Origin of the sequence: Streptomyces atriruber (assembly GCF_001418325.1) — a bacterium.
Classification (GTDB): Bacteria; Actinomycetota; Actinomycetes; order Streptomycetales; family Streptomycetaceae; genus Streptomyces; species Streptomyces atriruber.
The window spans coordinates 65,778-82,003 of record NZ_LIPN01000031.1; the positions used below are offsets into that span (position 1 = coordinate 65,778).

General features: G+C 72.2%; 14 protein-coding genes. 12 read left to right on the plus strand and 2 right to left on the minus strand.

Annotation, left to right across the window (positions count from 1 at the left end):
• Positions 1 to 116 precede the first annotated feature (116 nt).
• The 5 genes from AOK03_RS03985 (at position 117) to AOK03_RS04005 (ending at position 5,087) form a co-directional block, all read left to right on the plus strand.
• Entirely contained in the window at positions 117 to 1,172 is a 1,056-nt protein-coding gene (locus AOK03_RS03985) for a family 2 encapsulin nanocompartment cargo protein polyprenyl transferase (protein ID WP_244177473.1), read from the plus strand.
• Positions 1,173 to 1,534: 362 nt separating this feature from the next.
• Positions 1,535 to 2,173: a GNAT family N-acetyltransferase gene (locus AOK03_RS03990; protein WP_055563732.1), complete on the plus strand. Its 639-nt coding sequence runs from the start codon at positions 1,535 to 1,537 to the stop codon at positions 2,171 to 2,173.
• A 41-nt stretch (positions 2,174 to 2,214) separates the two neighbouring features.
• Positions 2,215 to 2,937 (plus strand): ANTAR domain-containing protein, encoded by a 723-nt coding sequence (locus AOK03_RS03995; RefSeq protein ID WP_055563733.1) that lies wholly within the window; start codon positions 2,215 to 2,217, stop codon positions 2,935 to 2,937.
• A gap of 461 nt (positions 2,938 to 3,398) precedes the next feature.
• A complete protein-coding gene (locus AOK03_RS04000; protein WP_055563734.1) occupies positions 3,399 to 4,385 on the plus strand; it encodes a hypothetical protein in 987 nt (328 codons plus the stop codon).
• A gap of 72 nt (positions 4,386 to 4,457) precedes the next feature.
• The gene (locus AOK03_RS04005; protein WP_055563735.1) at positions 4,458 to 5,087 is read left to right on the plus strand and encodes an HAD-IA family hydrolase; all 630 of its coding nucleotides are present in this window, start codon (positions 4,458 to 4,460) and stop codon (positions 5,085 to 5,087) included.
• A gap of 22 nt (positions 5,088 to 5,109) precedes the next feature.
• Here the strand turns inward: AOK03_RS04005 and AOK03_RS04010 are convergent, their stop codons facing one another.
• The gene (locus AOK03_RS04010; protein WP_055563736.1) at positions 5,110 to 5,574 is read right to left on the minus strand and encodes a MarR family winged helix-turn-helix transcriptional regulator; all 465 of its coding nucleotides are present in this window, start codon (positions 5,572 to 5,574) and stop codon (positions 5,110 to 5,112) included.
• An 81-nt stretch (positions 5,575 to 5,655) separates the two neighbouring features.
• On the opposite strand from AOK03_RS04010, the gene AOK03_RS04015 reads away from it, so the two are divergent.
• The gene (locus tag AOK03_RS04015) at positions 5,656 to 6,009 is read left to right on the plus strand and encodes an HGxxPAAW family protein (RefSeq protein ID WP_244177472.1); all 354 of its coding nucleotides are present in this window, start codon (positions 5,656 to 5,658) and stop codon (positions 6,007 to 6,009) included.
• A 162-nt stretch (positions 6,010 to 6,171) separates the two neighbouring features.
• Here the strand turns inward: AOK03_RS04015 and AOK03_RS04020 are convergent, their stop codons facing one another.
• Positions 6,172 to 6,801 carry an acyl-CoA-like ligand-binding transcription factor gene (locus AOK03_RS04020; protein WP_208609494.1) on the minus strand — a complete coding sequence of 210 codons (630 nt, stop codon included), beginning with the start codon at positions 6,799 to 6,801 and terminating at the stop codon, positions 6,172 to 6,174.
• Between the two features lie 86 nt (positions 6,802 to 6,887).
• On the opposite strand from AOK03_RS04020, the gene AOK03_RS04025 reads away from it, so the two are divergent.
• The 6 genes from AOK03_RS04025 to AOK03_RS04050 form a co-directional block, all read left to right on the plus strand.
• The gene (locus AOK03_RS04025) at positions 6,888 to 7,826 is read left to right on the plus strand and encodes an oxidoreductase (protein WP_055563738.1); all 939 of its coding nucleotides are present in this window, start codon (positions 6,888 to 6,890) and stop codon (positions 7,824 to 7,826) included.
• A 20-nt stretch (positions 7,827 to 7,846) separates the two neighbouring features.
• Positions 7,847 to 8,614, plus strand: a complete 768-nt coding sequence (locus AOK03_RS04030; protein WP_055563739.1) for a thioesterase II family protein — start codon at positions 7,847 to 7,849, stop codon at positions 8,612 to 8,614.
• 145 nt (positions 8,615 to 8,759) lie between these two features.
• On the plus strand, positions 8,760 to 9,986 hold the full coding sequence (locus AOK03_RS04035) for a cytochrome P450 (protein ID WP_063792414.1): 1,227 nt from the start codon (positions 8,760 to 8,762) through the stop codon (positions 9,984 to 9,986).
• A 2-nt stretch (positions 9,987 to 9,988) separates the two neighbouring features.
• Positions 9,989 to 10,198 (plus strand): ferredoxin, encoded by a 210-nt coding sequence (locus AOK03_RS04040; RefSeq protein ID WP_055563741.1) that lies wholly within the window; start codon positions 9,989 to 9,991, stop codon positions 10,196 to 10,198.
• A 186-nt stretch (positions 10,199 to 10,384) separates the two neighbouring features.
• Complete coding sequence (locus tag AOK03_RS04045; RefSeq protein WP_167355572.1) at positions 10,385 to 11,017, plus strand: response regulator transcription factor; 633 nt, start codon at positions 10,385 to 10,387, stop codon at positions 11,015 to 11,017.
• A gap of 201 nt (positions 11,018 to 11,218) precedes the next feature.
• On the plus strand, positions 11,219 to 16,226 hold a 5,008-nt coding region (locus AOK03_RS04050; protein ID WP_157868859.1), incomplete at its 3' end, for a type I polyketide synthase.

The window sequence follows — 16,226 nt, forward strand, 5'->3', positions numbered from 1 at the left end:
GGTACACCCCCTCCGTACGCGCCCACACGCCGAGGAACAGCCACCGTCCGCATCCTTCCCGGGGTGAGTCCATGACGGACACCACGGACACCACGGACACGGCAGGCACAGTTCACATGGAGGGGCACACCCCGGAGCCCGGTGAGGGGCTGGAGGCCGCGGACATCCTGGCGTCGACCCGGACGCTCGTCGATCCGGAGCTGCGCAGGGCGATCGACACCCTGCCCGGGTCCCTGCGCAGGGTCGCGCGCTACCACTTCGGGTGGGAGCGCGCGGACGGCACACCATCCGCGGGGAGCGCGGGCAAGGCCATCAGGCCCGCGCTCGTGCTCACCGCGGCGCGCGCGCTCGGCGGCGAACCCGCCGGGGCGGTGCGGGCGGCGGCCGCCGTGGAGTTGGTCCACAACTTCACTCTCCTGCACGACGACGTGCTGGACCGCGACACGACGCGCAGGCACCGGCCCACCGCCTGGACCGTGTTCGGCGAGGCCGACGCGATCCTCGCCGGTGACGCCCTGCAGGCACTGGCGCAGCGGATGCTCGCCGAGGACCCCCACCCGGGGGCCCCGGCGGCGTCCGCCCGCCTCGCCGCCTGTGTCATGGAGCTCTGCGCGGGCCAGCACGCCGACTGCGCGCTGGAGCGCCGCGGCCCGGACGAGGTCACGCTGGACGAGTGCCTCGCCATGGCCGAGGCCAAGACGGGGGCGCTGCTCGGCTGCGCCTGCGCGCTCGGGGCGGTGTACGCGGGCGCGGGGCTCGACGAGGTCGACTCGCTCGACGGCTTCGGCCGGGAGGCGGGCCTCGCCTTCCAGCTCATCGACGACGTCATCGGCATCTGGGGCGATCCCGGGCACACCGGCAAACCGACGGGCGCCGACCTCGCCGCCCGCAAGAAGTCCCTGCCGGTCGTCGCGGCCCTGGCCTCGGGCACCCCGGCCGCGGCCGAGCTGGCCGAGCTGTACGACAGCCCGCCCGGCGGGCCGGGGAGCGCGCTCGACGCGGAGCGTGCGGCCCGTGCCGTGGAGAGCGCGGGCGGCCGCGACTGGGCGCAGGTGTACGCGGCCGACCGCATGTCCCGGGCGGTCGGCCAGCTCGCCGGGGCGGTGCCGGACCTGGAGGCGGCCGGCGGTCTGCTCACCCTCGCCGAGTTCGTGACCCGGCGTACGCACTGAGGGGCGCGGCTGCGGGACACTGCCGAAGGGCGCGGCCGCGAGGCCGAAAGGCACGGCCGCGCGGTCGAGCGGAGCGGCTGCAGGCACAGCGGAAACAGGTCAGTCGAAGCCGTCACAGGCGTCTCGTCGAAGGTCTCCGAGCGGTTCGCCGCCCCCGCGCAACGACAAGCTCAGCCGGACCGCGGGCGTCGAGCGGAGCGGCACCGTCCGCAGAGCCCACGCGTCCCGCGATCCGGCCACGCTGTGGGGCTCCCCTGTGCGCAAGAAGGCGATCACTTACGCTGCAACCGGCGTGTCGCGGCACAGAATTGGCATAGTGGCGGGCGTCTGGTCGGCAGCGGGCGAAGGGCTGGGGGCGGGCTGTGGGTGTGGCGATCCGGAGAGCCGGGGAGGGCGACCGGGCGGACGTGGTCCGGCTGCTCGACGCGGCGTTGGTGCACGATCCGGTGAGCAGCTGGGTCTTTCCCGGCGAGGAACACCGCCTGCGCACGCACCGGGCCCTGATGGGCGCCTTCCTCGACATCGCGCTCGACGAGGGGTACGTGGACATCACCGAGGACGGCGCGGCCGCGGCTCTGTGGTGGTCCGTTCCCGCGGGCCCGCACGAGGACGGCGGCGACGGAGGGGACGCGGCGGGCGCGGAGGACGGGCCGGTGCTGCTGCGCCGGGCCGTCGACCCGGACAACGAACGGGTCGAACTGATCGGCCGGTTGACCGAGTCGATCCACCCGGCCGACCGTGCGCACGAATACCTGCACCTCATCGCCGTCCACCCGGACCGCCAGGGCGAAGGGCTCGGCACGGCACTCGTCACCGCCGTGCTCGAACGGTGCGACCGCGACGGCCTGCACGCCTACCTGGAGGCCAGCAACGCGCGCAGCCGCGATCTGTACGCGCGCCTCGGCTTCACCTTCATGGGAACGACGCTCGACCTGCCGGACGGGCCGCCGATGTGGCCGATGTGGCGCGAGCCGCAGCGGACCGGGGCGGCCGACCGGTGAGACCGCGAAGCTGACGTACTCGTTCACGACCGGAGAGCGCTGTGGATCTACTGCAGGACCTGACCGTTCGGTGCGCGGACCTGCTCGGGGTCTCGGCCGCTTCCGTGCTGCTCATCAGCGATCACGAGGACGAGGTCGCGGCGGGGATGACGGGCACCGTCGAGGCGTCGGACGAGCGGACGAGGGAGATCGAGCTGGCCGCCTTCCTCCGGGGCGAGAGCCCGAGCCGGGACAGCTGTCTGTCGGGCGAGGCGGTGCCGCACATCGACCTCCGCGGGGCGGAGGCGGCCGCACGATGGCCGTGGTTCGTGCAGGAGGCGCGGGCGGCGGGGTTCGTGGCCGAGTGTGTGGTGCCGCTGCGGCAGGAGCCGTCGGGCAGTGAGCAGGCGGTGGGCTCCGAGTGGGGGGTGGGCGCGCCCGTGGTGGGTGCGCTCGGCCTGTTCGGGGGCGGCGGCGAGGGGCCGTTGAGCGAGGAACAGCTGGCGTGCGCCCAGATGTTCGCCGACCTGGCGGCTGCCGCGGTCGCGCGCCAGCGGTCTCTGGAGCGGAGCATCGTCGAGTGCGGGCAGTTGCAGGCCGCGCTCACCAGCCGGATCGCCATCGAGCAGGCCAAGGGTGTGCTCGCCGAGCGGTGGCAGTGCTCGGTCGACGAGGCGTTCGGGGCGCTGCGGAAGCACGCGCGGCACCGGCGGGTGCGGCTCGGGGACTTCGCGCGGCAGGTGGTGGCGGGCGAGATCGACACGACGGAGATCCGGCAGCGGTGACCGGGGGACCGGCGGGACCTGGGGGACCGCCGGGACCGGATGACTGGACCGGAGGACTGCCGGGACCGGTCGGGCCGGAATAACCTGGAACCATGGGCAGCGAAGGGCCACGGCCCGGCCCCGCCCCGCAGGACGAGCCCGTGTGCGCGGCCTGCGGAGGGCCGGTGGGTACGGCGATCCGGCGGCGCAAGGTGCTCGGGGTGTTCGTCCCCGTGTGGGGCCCCGGGCCGTGTCGCAACGAGCAGTGCGAGGCGTGCGTCGCCGAGGCGGACGAGGGCGCGGGGGCGGGTGGACGCGGCGGCGGGAGCGGACGCGCCATGCGGTCCCGTTCACGGCACGGCAGGAGGCAGGCGCCACCGGGTGACGGGAGCACATGACGTACTCCGGGCCGCGCGGCCGTCCGGTCGGCCGCGGCGGTAGGGTCCCACGGATCGGTGGTGTCGCCGTCCGGGAGGGGTCCGATGAAGGTGCGGTGGGGCCTACTCGCCCTGACGGGTGCGGTGTTGGCGGGCTGCGAGTCCGGACCCGGCGCCGGACCGGACGACGCATCGCTGCCCGGATACGCACGGGAGCCCGGCGTGCCGCGCGTGCGGACCGCGGGAGACTTTCCCGGACTTCCCCTGGACCGCTACGAGTTCGGCGGCGCGGACCAGAAGAACCTGAAGCAGGCGCAGAACCGCCTGCAGCAGGAGTGCATGCGCACCCTCGGATTCGATGACTTCCCGCTCGATCCCGACACGTGGGGCCGGACCGAGATGGCGGACACCTTCACCATGACCATGGTGTTCGTGTCTCCGTACGGGACGCTCGACCTCGACCGGGCCCGCCGCTGGGGCTATGGCCTCGACCCCGACGGCGCCGACTCGTCGGCCGCGGAGCCGCGGCCGAAGGGACGGGACCTGACCCGGCGCGAGCACGAGGCCCTGAACGGGTCCGGGCCGGAGCAGGGCGGCCGCATGGTGGTGCACGGCCGCAGGGTCCCGGAGGGCGGCTGCTCCGCGGAGGCGACGCGCCGCACCCTGGGTGACGAGGCCGATTCGATGCGCCTCTGGGGATACGTCGCCGGGCGCACCGAGAAGATCGACAAGGCCGTCGCGAAGGACGAGCGGGTCCGCAGGGCGTTCGCCGACTGGTCGCGTTGTGTCGAGGAGAAGGGGTTCGAGCGGTACGCGAGCCCGGCGCAGGCATTCCGCGACAAGGCGTGGCGGAAGGGGCGCGAGGACGGGAGTACCCACCGTACGAAGCGGGAGCTCGGCACGGCCGTCGCCGACGTCGAGTGCAACCGCGACCTGAACGTCACCGGGGTGTGGTGGGCGGTCAGTGACGAGAAGCAGCGCGCCGACCTGCGCCGCAACAAGCCCCGGTACGAGGCCGTGCGCAAGGACCAGGACCGGGTGCGGGCGGCGGTCCGCGAGACGCTCGACAGGGCCGGGGCCGACCGGCAGTAGCGGGTGAGGCGGGCAGCGGCGGGTGACGAGGGAGCCGTCCGGCGTCCCGCGGGCGCGTGATAGACACATGGGATGACGATCCGCGGCCGGGCGTTCGACGCCGTACTCACTGACCTCGACGGCGTGATCCGCTTCTACGACATGGCGGAACTGGAGCAGCTGGAGCGCTCGGCCGGTCTGCCGGAAGGCAGCACGGCGGAGGTGGCCTTCCGGCCCGAGACCGACCTGCCGCTGATGCGCGGCGAGATCACCAAGGAGCGGTGGATCGAGTCGATCGCCGACGGGCTCGCCGACCGGGTGCCGTGGGCGCGCGGACACGAGCTCGGGACGACGCTCGCCGAGACCGGGTTCCGGGCCGACGACGTCGTGGTGGGGCTGCTCCGAAAGGTCCGCGCGGCCGGGCTGCCGGTCCTGCTCGTCACGAACGCGACGCCGTGGCTCGCCGACGATCTCGCCCTGCTCGGGCTGACCGGACCGGACGGCTTCCTGGACGACGTGATCAGCAGCGCCGACCTCGGCATCGCCAAGCCGGACCGGCGCATGTACGAGACGGCCGCGGAGCGGGCCGGTGCCGCCCCCGGCCGCTGCCTCTTCGTGGACGACCGCGAGGAGAACGTGGACGCGGCCGTGGCGCTCGGCATGACCGGCCTGCTCTACCGCGAACCGGCGGACCTGCGGGCGGCGTTGACCCCGCTGCTCTGACCGCACAGGCCACGGGCGGGCCTCAGCAGGAGTCCTCCAGATAGGTGCGGGCGAGGGCCGCGGCGCCGGTGAGCCAGTCGGTGATCACCGCGAGCTCGTCCGCCGAGTACTGCGCGCAGAGCTCGGTGAGCAGGGCGGAGTACGGGCCGTAGACCGCCTGCACCCGCTCGGCGGCGGCCGGGACCGCGGTGACGTGCACCCGGCGCCGGTCGGTGGGGTCGGGCCTGCGCTCCACGAACCCGCCGCGCTCCAGGCGGTTGAGGATGCCGGTCACCGCGCCCGTCGTGACGTGGGCGCGGTCTGCCAGGTCGCCCGCGGTGACCGGGGCGTCCGCCTCCAGGACGTGCGCGAAGCAGACCAGGTCCTTGACGCTCAAATCGAGGTTGCGCGCCAGCTCCTGACGGCCGATGAGGTTCGTGGCGACGAGATCGTCCAGTGCGCCGATGGCGTCCGCGGCGGAGACGGCGGGGTGGGCCTGTCCCTGCATTGAACTCCCTTACTGCCTAAGATAAATTCCTTACTTGCTAAGACATCATACGGCGTGCGCAGGCAAGAAGGAGGCAGGAACGTGAGTGGACACCACGACGAAGGCCACACCGTCGCGGGGTGGACCGGATCCCTCGTCGCGATGCTCGGGACCGTGTCCGCGGGTGTGGGCGTCGTCGGCTGGCGCCCGGGGATCTGGCTCGGGCTGATCCTCCTGGTGGCGTCGGTGCTGGTCACCTGGGTTCTGCACCTGGCGGGCTGGGGCAAGCCGCCGACGCCGCGCAGCCCCGATCAGTGGCGCCTCTCGGTGCGGGACCTCTCCGTGCGGGCGGGGCACGCGAACTGTGTCGGGTGCAGGCTGGCCGGTCGGTCCGGCCGGTCCGCCGTGTCCGCCCGAAGGGCCGAGGCGGCCGTCCAGGGGGCCGAGGCGTCCTGATGGTCCGAGGGTTCGCAGGGGTTCGGCCGCGGGTTCGGACCCCCGGGACTTGAGTCCTGGTGGACTCGGGCTGTGTGCCGGGCCACGTGAACGGATGGCGGGCGGGGCCCGCGGGCGACGCGGATCCCGCCCGTCGTCGCACCGGCGTCGGGCGCGCCGTGCCTACTTCCGGCGCACCGCGTCCAACGCCGGTGCGATGACGGCGAAGACCCGGTCGGTCAGCGCGGCCGGGTCCTCCGCCCCGTCGCCCGCGCTCCACCTCTGCAGCACGGCCCCGAAGGCGGACAGGGCGATGCGGGCGGCCAGTTGGGGATACAGGTCCGTGCGCGTGTCCAGGCCGAGGCGGTGGGCGAGCTCCTCGGCGAGCTCGTCGCCCCACTGCGCCTGACGCTCCAGGAAGCGGGCGTGCAGGGCGGGACTTTCCAGTATCAACTGCGCCACACGCAGCGCCTGTTGGCCCGGTCCCGCGCAGGCGCTCACCGAGACCCAGACGGTGTGGCGCAGCGCCACCGACGGCGGCTCGTCGGCCGGGCGGGAGGCCAGCTCCGCGCGCATTCCGGTGCCCACGTCGGCCAGGAACTGGATCACCACGTCCTCTTTGGACGCGAAGTACCGGAAGAAGGTCCGCTTGGACACCCCCGCGACGGCCGCGATCTCGTCGGCCGTGACCGCGTCGAACCCCCTCCGGGTCAGCAGCCGCAGCGCGGCCGACGTCAGCTCGTCCGAGACGAGCTGACGCTTGCGTTGGGCGAGGCTCACTTCCGGGTGGGTACTCACTGCCTCAGTGTACATTTCGTGCCCTACTCGTCATCAAGAGTACTGCTCGGCATCGAGGGAACTGCTTGACACCGAGTGCCACATCGGGCAGCTTGTGTCGTATGAGTAATCAGCGTGGCTGGACCGCCGAGCAGATCCCTGACCAGAGCAAGCGAGTCATCGTCGTCACCGGGGCCAACAGCGGCCTCGGCCTCGCGACCACCCGCGCCTTGGCGCGCAAGGGCGCGCGCGTGATCCTGGCCGTGCGGGACGAGGCCAAGGGGCGGGCGGCGGTCGAGCAGATCACCGCCGAGGTCCCGGGCGCCGACCTGGAGGTGCGGCGGGTCGACCTGGCGGACCTGGACTCCGTGCGCGACTTCTCCGAGCAGCTGCACGCGGATCACACCCGCCTGGACGTGCTCGTCAACAACGCGGGTCTGATGGCGCCCCCGAGCCGCCTCCTCAGCCCTCAGGGCCACGAGGTGCAGTTCGCGGCCAACCACCTCGGCCACTTCGCGCTCACCGGGCTGCTGCTCGACCTCCTGGAGGCCGGGGAGGACCCCCGCGTGGTGACGGTGAGCTCGCCCAACCACCGCCAGGCCGATCTGTTCTTCGACGACATCAACGGCGAGCGCAAGTACTCGCCCATGGGCTACTACAACCAGTCGAAGCTGGCGAACGCCGTCTTCGGCTGGCAGCTCCACCAGAAGCTGACCGCGTCCGGAAGCCCGGTGCGCAGCCTGCTCGCCCACCCCGGTTACACCTCGACCAACCTGCAGACGAGCTCGCCTGCGGGCATGGTGAAGTTCCTGTTCGGACGGCTGCTGCTGCCGCTCGCCCAGACCCCGGACCAGGGCGCGCTGCCCACGCTCTTCGCGGCCACCGACCCGAGCGTGACGGGCGGTCAGTTCATCGGCCCCGACGGCATGGGCGAGCTGCGCGGCGCACCGAAGACGGTCGAGCTGGCGCCCCGGGCCGCGGACGCGGAGAGCGGCCGCAGGCTGTGGGACCTGTCGCAGGAGCTCACCTCCGTGTACTTCGCGTTCCCGGCCGCGGCCTGACCGGTAGAGGACGAGCGAAGATGACTGCGAAGACCGCCGGGAGCAGCGCCTGGATCCGCCGGTACCGACCGGCCGAACAGGCGCGCGCGAGGCTGCTGTGTCTGCCGCACGCCGGCGGCTCCGCTTCGTTCTACCTGCCGTTCGCCCGCGCGTTCGGGCCCGAGATCGACGTGCTGACCGTGCAGTACCCAGGGCGTCAGGACCGTTGGCACGAGCCGTGCGTGGACTCCGTCACCGGCCTCGCCGACGCGCTGGTCGACGAGGTGCTGCCGTGGGCCGACCGGCCGTTGGCGCTCTTCGGGCACAGCATGGGCGCGATGGTCGGCTACGAGCTGGCCGTACGCCTGGAGCGGGCGGGGGTGCCGCCGCTGGTGGTGTTCGCCTCCGGCAGGCGCGCGCCGTCCCGGCTGCGCGACAACCCCTCGCCCGTCCATCTGCGCGACGACCGCGGCCTGATCGACGAACTGCGGTCGCTCAGCGGCACCGACGCCCGGGTCTTCGAGGACGAGGAGTTGTTGCGCAGGGCGCTGCCCGCGATCCGCAGCGACTACAGGGCGGCCGAAACCTACCGGTACGCAGCCCACCCCCGGCTTTCGGCGCCCGTCCAGGTGATCGTCGGTGCCGAGGATGGCCGGGTCACGCCCGATGAGGCGCGCGCCTGGGCCGATCACACCGCGGGCGGCTTCGGGATGGAGACCCGTCCCGGCGGGCATTTCTATCTCACGGAACAGATGTCAAGCGTGGCGGACACCGTTTCGAGCCGGATTCTAGCGGAACTTTTGCCGTAATCTAGCGCCACTATTGCGGAATTGCATTTATGGTGTGACCTCGATCACGGCAAAATGTATTCTGGTAAACCGCCTTGTTTGAGCCAACCATCTTGTTAGGCTGAATTCCTCTTTCGGATGCGAGTCGTGCGAGGTGTAGGAAAACATGGGGGAAGTGGCCGAGGTGGACATTGCCGGCCTGCCGGCATACCCGTTCATTGGTCCGGACGACAATCCATTCATCCCGGTCACGGGGTCCGACCTGGAACGGCTCGACGGGCCCGTGGGGAAGGTCAGGCTTCCCTTCGGTGGGTGGGCGTGGCTCGTCACCCGGCATGAGGACGTGCGGCAGCTGCTGCGGCACCCGGGTTTCAGTTCCGATCAGTACAAGCCCGGGTTCCCGGTGCTCAATCCGATCCCGCCGAAGCAGGACGACGCGTCCGGCCTGTTCATTTTCATGGACGGAGACGCGCACAGCCGGTTCCGCAAGATGCTGACCGCCGAGTTCATGATCAAGAACATCCGGCGGATCGAGCCGCTCATCGAGGAGACGGTCGTCGAGGCGCTCGAGCGCCTGCAGGAGCTCGGTGCGCCCGCGGACCTGATGGCCGAGTTCGCTCTGCCCGTGCCGTCGATGACGATCTGTCACCTGCTCGGTGTCCCGTACGCCGATCACGACTTCTTCCAGGACCACAGCCGCGTCATCATGGACCGGAAGTCGGGCCCGGCGGAGGTCGAGGCGGCGCTCGGCGCCCTGGCCGGTCTCCTCGGTGACCTGGTCGAGGCGAAGCGGAAGGAGCCGGGCGAGGACCTCCTGAGCAGGCTCACCATCGAGCGGGTGGACACCGGCGAGCTGCGCAAGGACGAGCTCGTCAGCCTGGCCATGCTCCTGCTGGTGGCCGGCCACGAGACCACCGCGAACATGATCGGCCTCTCGGCCCTGGTGCTCCTGCAGCACCCCGAGCACCTCGAAGCCCTGCGCGACAACCCGGAGCTGGCGCCGGGCATGGTCGAGGAGCTGCTGCGCTACCTCACCGTCGTGCGCACCGGGCTGCCGCGCCTGGCCATGGAGGACGCCGAGATCGGCGGTCAGCAGATCCGCGCGGGCGAGGGCGTCGTCGCGATGCTCGCCATGTCCAACCGCGACCAGTCGGTCTTCTCCGACCCGGATCTGTTCGACCCGCAGCGGCGCGAGGCGCACCGGCACATGGCGTTCGGCTTCGGCCTCCACCAGTGCATCGGCCAGCCGCTGGCCCGCGCGGAGCTGCGCGTGGCCCTCGTCGAGCTGGCCCGCCGCTTCCCGAAGCTGCGCTCCGAACTGTCCCTCGCCGACGTCCCGCAGCGCCCCATGGCGGTGACGTTCGGAGTGGCCGAGCTGCCGGTGACGTGGTGACGATGCGGATCACGGTGAACAGGGAGCTGTGCGCGGGCGCGGGCAACTGCGTGGCGACGGTGTCGGAGGTGTTCGACCAGGACGAGAAGGAGGGGCTCGTGCTGCTGCAGCTCGCGGAGCCGCCCGAGGACCTCCACGAACTGGTCGAGACGGCGGCCCAGATGTGTCCGGTGGGCGCGATCGAGATCGAGGAGCGGGTGCCCGCGTCATGACGACCGGCACCCGCGGGGTTCCGCTCCGCGGGTGCCGAATCCGCTGCGCGCGCGGCGAACTCCGCCCCGTGCGCGGCGGGCCGCTGTCTCACGTCTGGAAAATCTAAATAGGCCGGTGTGTTCTTTTTCGCTGGGTGAAATCTGCGCGCAACGAAAAGAGGGGCCGATCAACGGGGGGTCTTCCACTTGAACCGGGGAATTCAGGCAAGAATCATCATTTGTGATCCACACCCTTATGCGCGTCTCGGGATTCGAAGATCGCTGGAGAAGGATCCCACACTGTCCGTCGTCGCCGAGGTCGCCGAGCTCTCGGAGCTCCTTTCCGCGGCGGAATTGTACGATCCGGATGCGGTCGTCCTCGACGGACAACTGCACATCGATCACGCCCAGGAACTCGCCGGTGTCGATGCCGCCCTCGTCGTCGTGGGGGACACGGATTCGGCCACCCGCTGGATCGGTCTCCCGCAGGTGAACGTGGGTGCGCTGGTGCACTGCTACGACCCCGTGGAGGACCTCGCCGTGGCGGTCCGCAAGGCGGTCGACGGCACGGGCTACGTCTCGCCCGGCCTCAGCGGGGCACTGCTCAAGCTCACCCGCGCGATGGCCCCGCGCCACCTGTCGGCGGTGCCCACACATGCGCCGCTCACCTCCCGCGAGTCCGAGGTGCTGCAACTGGTGCGCAGGGGGCTCGCGAACAAGGAGATCGCCAGGCGTCTCGGCCTGAGTGAGAAGACGATCAAATTCCATGTCTCCAACGTGCTCGCCAAGGCCCATGTGGCCTCGCGGGCCCAGCTGATCGCATTGGCCCCGGCCATGTGAGCCGGGCGCGACGCGCGGCACGAAAGGTACGAAACAGGGGTGCCCGCACGGTTCGGCCGTGCGGGCACCCCCGTCGTTGTACGGGGTGCGGACCTGGCCGAAAGTCCAGGTTCCGCCGCACGTACCTGCCCCTAAGCCCGGTCGACGACCACCGTCCTCTGGCCGAAGTCCGTACCCGGGTCCGAAACAGATACTCGCCGTATGAAGGCATCCACGTCAGACGAGCAGAGGACGGGCGAGGCCCGCGACACCGCGATAGCAGTGATCGGAGCCTCCTGCCGAGTGCCCTCGGCGTCAACTCCGGCAGAGTTCTGGCGTCTGCTCGCGCAGGGGACCGACGCCGTCTCGGCCTGGCCGCAGGAGCGCGGCCCCGGCAGCCGGTCCTGGCGTGGTGGCTTCCTCGACGACGTCGCCGCCTTCGACGCGGCCTTCTTCGGCATCGGCCCCGACGAGGCGGCCGCGATGGACCCCCAGCAGCGCCTCGCGCTGGAACTGGTGTGGGAGGCCATGGAGGACGCCGGTGTCCGCGACGACCGGCTGCGCGGCTCCCGCACCGGCGTCTTCGTCGGCGTCTCCTCCGACGACTACGCGGGCCTCGCCGCCCGCGCCGAGACGCAAGGGCCCGGCGGAGCGCACGAGTTCACCGGCCGCCACCGCGCCGTCATCGCCAACCGCGTCTCCTGGCACCTCGGCCTGCGGGGCCCCAGCCTCGCCGTCGACGCCGCCCAGGCCTCGTCGCTGGTCGCCGTCCACCTGGCCTGCGAGAGCATCCGCAGCGGGGACGCCGACCTGGCCTTCGCGGCGGGTGTGAACCTGATCCTCTCGCCGGACAGCATGCGGTCCACCGCGGCGCTCGGCGCACTGTCCGCGAAGGGGCGCTGCGCCACCTTCGACGAGGACGCCGACGGGTTCGTACGCGGGGAGGGCGGGGGAGTCGTCCTCCTCAAGCCGCTGGGCCGTGCCCTGGCGGACGGCGACCGCATCTACTGCGTCATCGAGGGCAGCGCCGTCAACAACGACGGCGGCGGCGAACGCCTCACCGACCCCGACGCCGACGGCCAGCGCGACGTCCTGCGCCGGGCCTACGCGGATGCCGGGGTCAGCCCCGACAGCGTCCAGTACGTCGAACTCCACGGCACCGGAACGCCGGTCGGCGACCCGGTCGAGGCGGCCGCCGTGGCCGACGTCATCGCGCGCGGTGGCACGGGTGCGGGTGGCGCCAGTGGCACGGGCGGCGGCGGGGACCGGGAACCGCTGCGGGTCGGCTCGGTCAAGACGAACCTAGGTCACCTGGAGGCCGCCGCCGGTATCGTCGGCCTGCTGAAGGCCGCGCTGTCCCTGCGCCACCGGCAACTGCCGCCCAGCCTGCACTTCACCGCCGCCAACCCGGCGATCCCGCTGGCCGACCTGAACCTCGACGTACAGACCGAGCTGACCGACTGGCCCGCCCCCGACGAGCAACTCGTCGCGGGCGTCAGCTCGTTCGGGATCGGCGGCACCAACTGCCACGTCGTCCTGGCCGAGGCGCCCGAAGCGGCGCGCCGCGACGCGCCGGAGCACCGCCCGGCGGCGGGCGAGCACCGCCCCACCGCCGCGCGCTCCCTGCCCTGGGTCCTGTCGGCCCGCACCGGCGAGGCCCTAGACGCCCAGGCCGCCCGCCTGCTCGCCCACGTCGAGCGGCACCCGGACGCCGACGTCGTCGGTGCAACCGATGCCACCGACGTCGCCGGTCCCAGCCATGTCGCCGACGTCGCCAAGTCGCTCGCGTCCGGACGGTCCACGTTCGAGCACCGTGCCGTCGTCGTCGGCAAGGACCGGGACGACTTCACGGCGGGCCTGGCACGCCTCCACGAGCAGGCCGTGAGCGGTGTCGCCGAGCCGGGCCGGACCGCGTTCCTGTTCTCCGGCGTCGGCTCCCACCGCGTCGGCATGGGGCGTGAGCTCTACGCGACGTACCCCGTGTTCGCGACCGCTCTCGACGAGGTGCTCGACCACTTCGTTCCCGGCCTCGACCTGCGCGCGGTGCTGCTCGGCGACGACGACGCGGCGGCCGCCGAGGCGCTCGACGGCATGCGGTACATGCAGCCCGCCCTCTTCGCCTTCCAGGTCGCCCTGTACCGCCTCGTCACCTCCTGGGGCGTCACCCCGGACCTGCTCGTCGGCCACTCCTTCGGCGAGATCGTCGCCGCCCACGTCTCCGGAGCCCTGCCGCTCGCCCACGCGGCGGCCCTCGTCGCCGCCCGCGGTGAACTCATGGAGCAACTGCCGCCCGGCGGCGCCATGATCGCGGTCGAGGCGACCGAGGAGGAGCTGCTCGCCGCCCTCGAAGGCGTCGACGACGTCTCGGTCGGCGTCATCAACGGACCCCGCGCCGTGGTGCTCTCCGGCGCCGACGAGTCGGTCACCCGGATCGCCGACGAGTTCGCCGCCCGCGGCCACCGCACCAGCCGACTGCGGGTCAAGAACGCCGCCCACTCGCCGCTGATGGCCCCCATGCTGGACGAGTTCGCCCGCCGCATCCACGGCCTCGACGTCTCCGAGCCCGCCGTCCCCATCGTCTCCACCGTCACCGGGGAGACCGGCGCCGCGCTCACGGAGGAGTACTGGATCGGGCACCTCAGCGCCACCGTCCGCTTCCACGACGCGCTCACCGCCTGCCGCGCCGAGGGCGTGACCCGGTTCGTCGAGCTCGGCCCGGGCAGCGTGCTCACCCCGCTCGTCGCGACGACCGAGAGGGAACTCGCGGTGGCGCTGCAGCACCGCGACCACCCCGAACCGCAGGCGCTGCTGACCGGCCTCGCCGCGGCCTGGACCGCGGGCACCCCCGTCGACTGGTCGTCGGCCGTCGGCGCCGCCCGGACCGTCGACCTGCCCACGTACGCCTTCCAGCGCCGCCGCCACTGGCTCGACGAGCGCCCCGCCGCCGAGGAGACCGAGCAGCACCTCAGCTCCGCGACGCTGGCCCTGCGCGAGAGCATCCGCAGCGAGCCCGACGGCTTCCTGGTCCGCCGGCTCGCCGACCACATGGCGCAGATCACCGGAACCGCGGCCGTCGACCCCGACGCGACCTTCCGCGACCTCGGCCTGGACTCCGTGCTCTCCGTCGAGCTGCGCAACCGCCTCGTCTCGGCGACCGGCCTGCGGATGCCCGCGAGCATCCTCTTCGACTACCCGACGCTGCGCGACCTCGCCGACCACCTGCACGAACGCATCGTCGGAGCCCTGGACACCGCCCTGGACAGCCCGGCCGTGTCCCGGGCCACCGCGTCCCCGGCCGCCACCGCCCCGGCCGCGGCCGACGACGACCCCGTCGCGATCGTCGGCATGGCCTGCAGGCTGCCCGGCGGCATCGACTCCCCGCAGCAGCTGTGGGAGGCGCTCGCCGACGGCGTGGACGCCACGTCCGACTTCCCCGACGACCGCGGCTGGGACCTGGCGAACCTCTACGACCCGGACCCGGCGCACCCCGGCACGACGTACACGCGGCGCGGCGGATTCCTCGCCGGTGCGGGGGACTTCGACGCGGAGTTCTTCGGGATCAGTCCGCGGGAGGCCGCGGCGATGGACCCGCAGCAGCGGCTGCTCCTGGAGACGGCATGGGAGGCGCTGGAGCGGACCGGCATCGACCCGGACTCCCTGCGCCGCAGCAGGACCGGTGTCTTCGTCGGCGCCACGAACATGGAGTACGGGCCGCACCTCGACGCCCCGACCGACGGCACCGAGGGATTCCGGCTCACCGGAAACACCTCCAGTGTGGCGTCGGGCCGCATCTCGTACCAACTGGGCCTGGAAGGCCCGGCGATGACGGTCGACACGGCCTGCTCGTCCTCGCTGGTGGCACTGCACCTGGCGGTGCAGTCGGTGCGCAACGGCGAGTGCTCGATGGCGCTCGCGGGCGGTGCGACGGTGCTGTCGACGCCGGGCATGTTCGTCGAGTTCTCCCGCCAGCGCGGCCTGGCCGCCGACGGCCGCTGCAAGCCGTTCTCGGACGACGCGGACGGCACCGGCTGGGCCGAGGGCGTGGGCATGCTGGTCGTCGAGCGGCTGTCGGAGGCGCGCCGCCTCGGGCATGACGTCCTGGCGGTGGTGCGGGGCAGTGCGGTGAACCAGGACGGCGGCAGCAACGGTCTGACGGCGCCGAACGGTCCCTCGCAGCAGCGCGTCATCCGTGACGCCCTCGCCAGTGCGCGACTGACGTCCGCGGATGTGGACGTGGTCGAGGCGCACGGCACCGGCACCTCGCTGGGCGACCCGATCGAGGCGCAGGCGCTGCTGGCCACGTACGGCCAAGGGCGCGACGAGGAGCGGCCGTTGTGGCTCGGTTCCATCAAGTCCAACATCGGGCACACCCAGGCCGCCGCCGGTGTCTCCGGTGTCATCAAGATGGTGCAGGCGATGCGCAACGGCGTCATGCCGCGCTCGCTGAACGTCTCCACGCCCTCCCGGCACGTCGACTGGGAGTCCGGCGCCGTCAGCGTGCTGGAGTCCCGGCAGGAGTGGCCCGAGCTGGAGCGGCCGCGCCGCTCCGCCGTGTCGTCCTTCGGCATCAGCGGGACGAACGCGCACGTGATCCTGGAGGCCGCGCCGGTCGAGCAGGAGGCCCTGAAGGCGGCTGAGTCCGCCCCGGAGGACGACGGTTCCGTGGTGGTGCCGTGGGTGTTGTCGGCGCGGAGCGAGGCGGCTCTGGCGGGGCAGGCGGAGCGGTTGCTGGCCCGGCTCGACGAGGGTGGTGCGCCGGGTCTGCGGGATGTCGGGTTCACGTTGGCGGGTGGGCGTGCGGTGCTGGAGCACCGAGCGGTCGTGCTCGGCTCGGACCTCGCTGAACTGACCTCCTCTCTCCGCGAGTTCGCGGCCGGTCGTGAGGCTTCCGGCGTGGTGGCGGGGCGTGCGGGTGCGGGGGCTGCTGCTTCCGGTGGTGCGGTGTTCGTGTTCCCGGGTCAGGGTTCGCAGTGGGTGGGCATGGCGCGGGAACTCCTCGTGTTCTCGCCGGTGTTCGCGGCGCGGATGGCGGAGTGTGGTGCGGCGCTGGAGCCGTTTGTTGATGGCTGGGGTTTGTTGGATGTCGTCCGGGAGGGCGATGAGGAGTTGCTGCGCCGGGTGGATGTGGTGCAGCCGGTGTTGTTTGCGGTGATGGTGTCGCTGGCGGAGGTGTGGCGTTCGCAGGGGGTGCGTCCTGCTGCTGTGGTGGGGCATTCGCAGGGTGAGATTG

What these genes read in the sequence shown, in the direction of transcription:
- AOK03_RS04040 (WP_055563741.1), top strand. Translation starts at nt 9,989, where the DNA reads ATGCGGATCACGGTGAACAGGGAGCTGTGCGCGGGCGCGGGCAACTGC.
- AOK03_RS04035 (WP_063792414.1), top strand. Translation starts at nt 8,760, where the DNA reads ATGGGGGAAGTGGCCGAGGTGGACATTGCCGGCCTGCCGGCATACCCG.
- AOK03_RS04030 (WP_055563739.1), top strand. Translation starts at nt 7,847, where the DNA reads ATGACTGCGAAGACCGCCGGGAGCAGCGCCTGGATCCGCCGGTACCGA.
- AOK03_RS04005 (WP_055563735.1), top strand. Translation starts at nt 4,458, where the DNA reads ATGACGATCCGCGGCCGGGCGTTCGACGCCGTACTCACTGACCTCGAC.
- AOK03_RS04010 (WP_055563736.1), bottom strand. Translation starts at nt 5,574, where the DNA reads ATGCAGGGACAGGCCCACCCCGCCGTCTCCGCCGCGGACGCCATCGGC.
- AOK03_RS03985 (WP_244177473.1), top strand. Translation starts at nt 117, where the DNA reads ATGGAGGGGCACACCCCGGAGCCCGGTGAGGGGCTGGAGGCCGCGGAC.
- AOK03_RS04020 (WP_208609494.1), bottom strand. Translation starts at nt 6,801, where the DNA reads ATGTACACTGAGGCAGTGAGTACCCACCCGGAAGTGAGCCTCGCCCAA.
- AOK03_RS04000 (WP_055563734.1), top strand. Translation starts at nt 3,399, where the DNA reads ATGAAGGTGCGGTGGGGCCTACTCGCCCTGACGGGTGCGGTGTTGGCG.
- AOK03_RS04025 (WP_055563738.1), top strand. Translation starts at nt 6,888, where the DNA reads ATGAGTAATCAGCGTGGCTGGACCGCCGAGCAGATCCCTGACCAGAGC.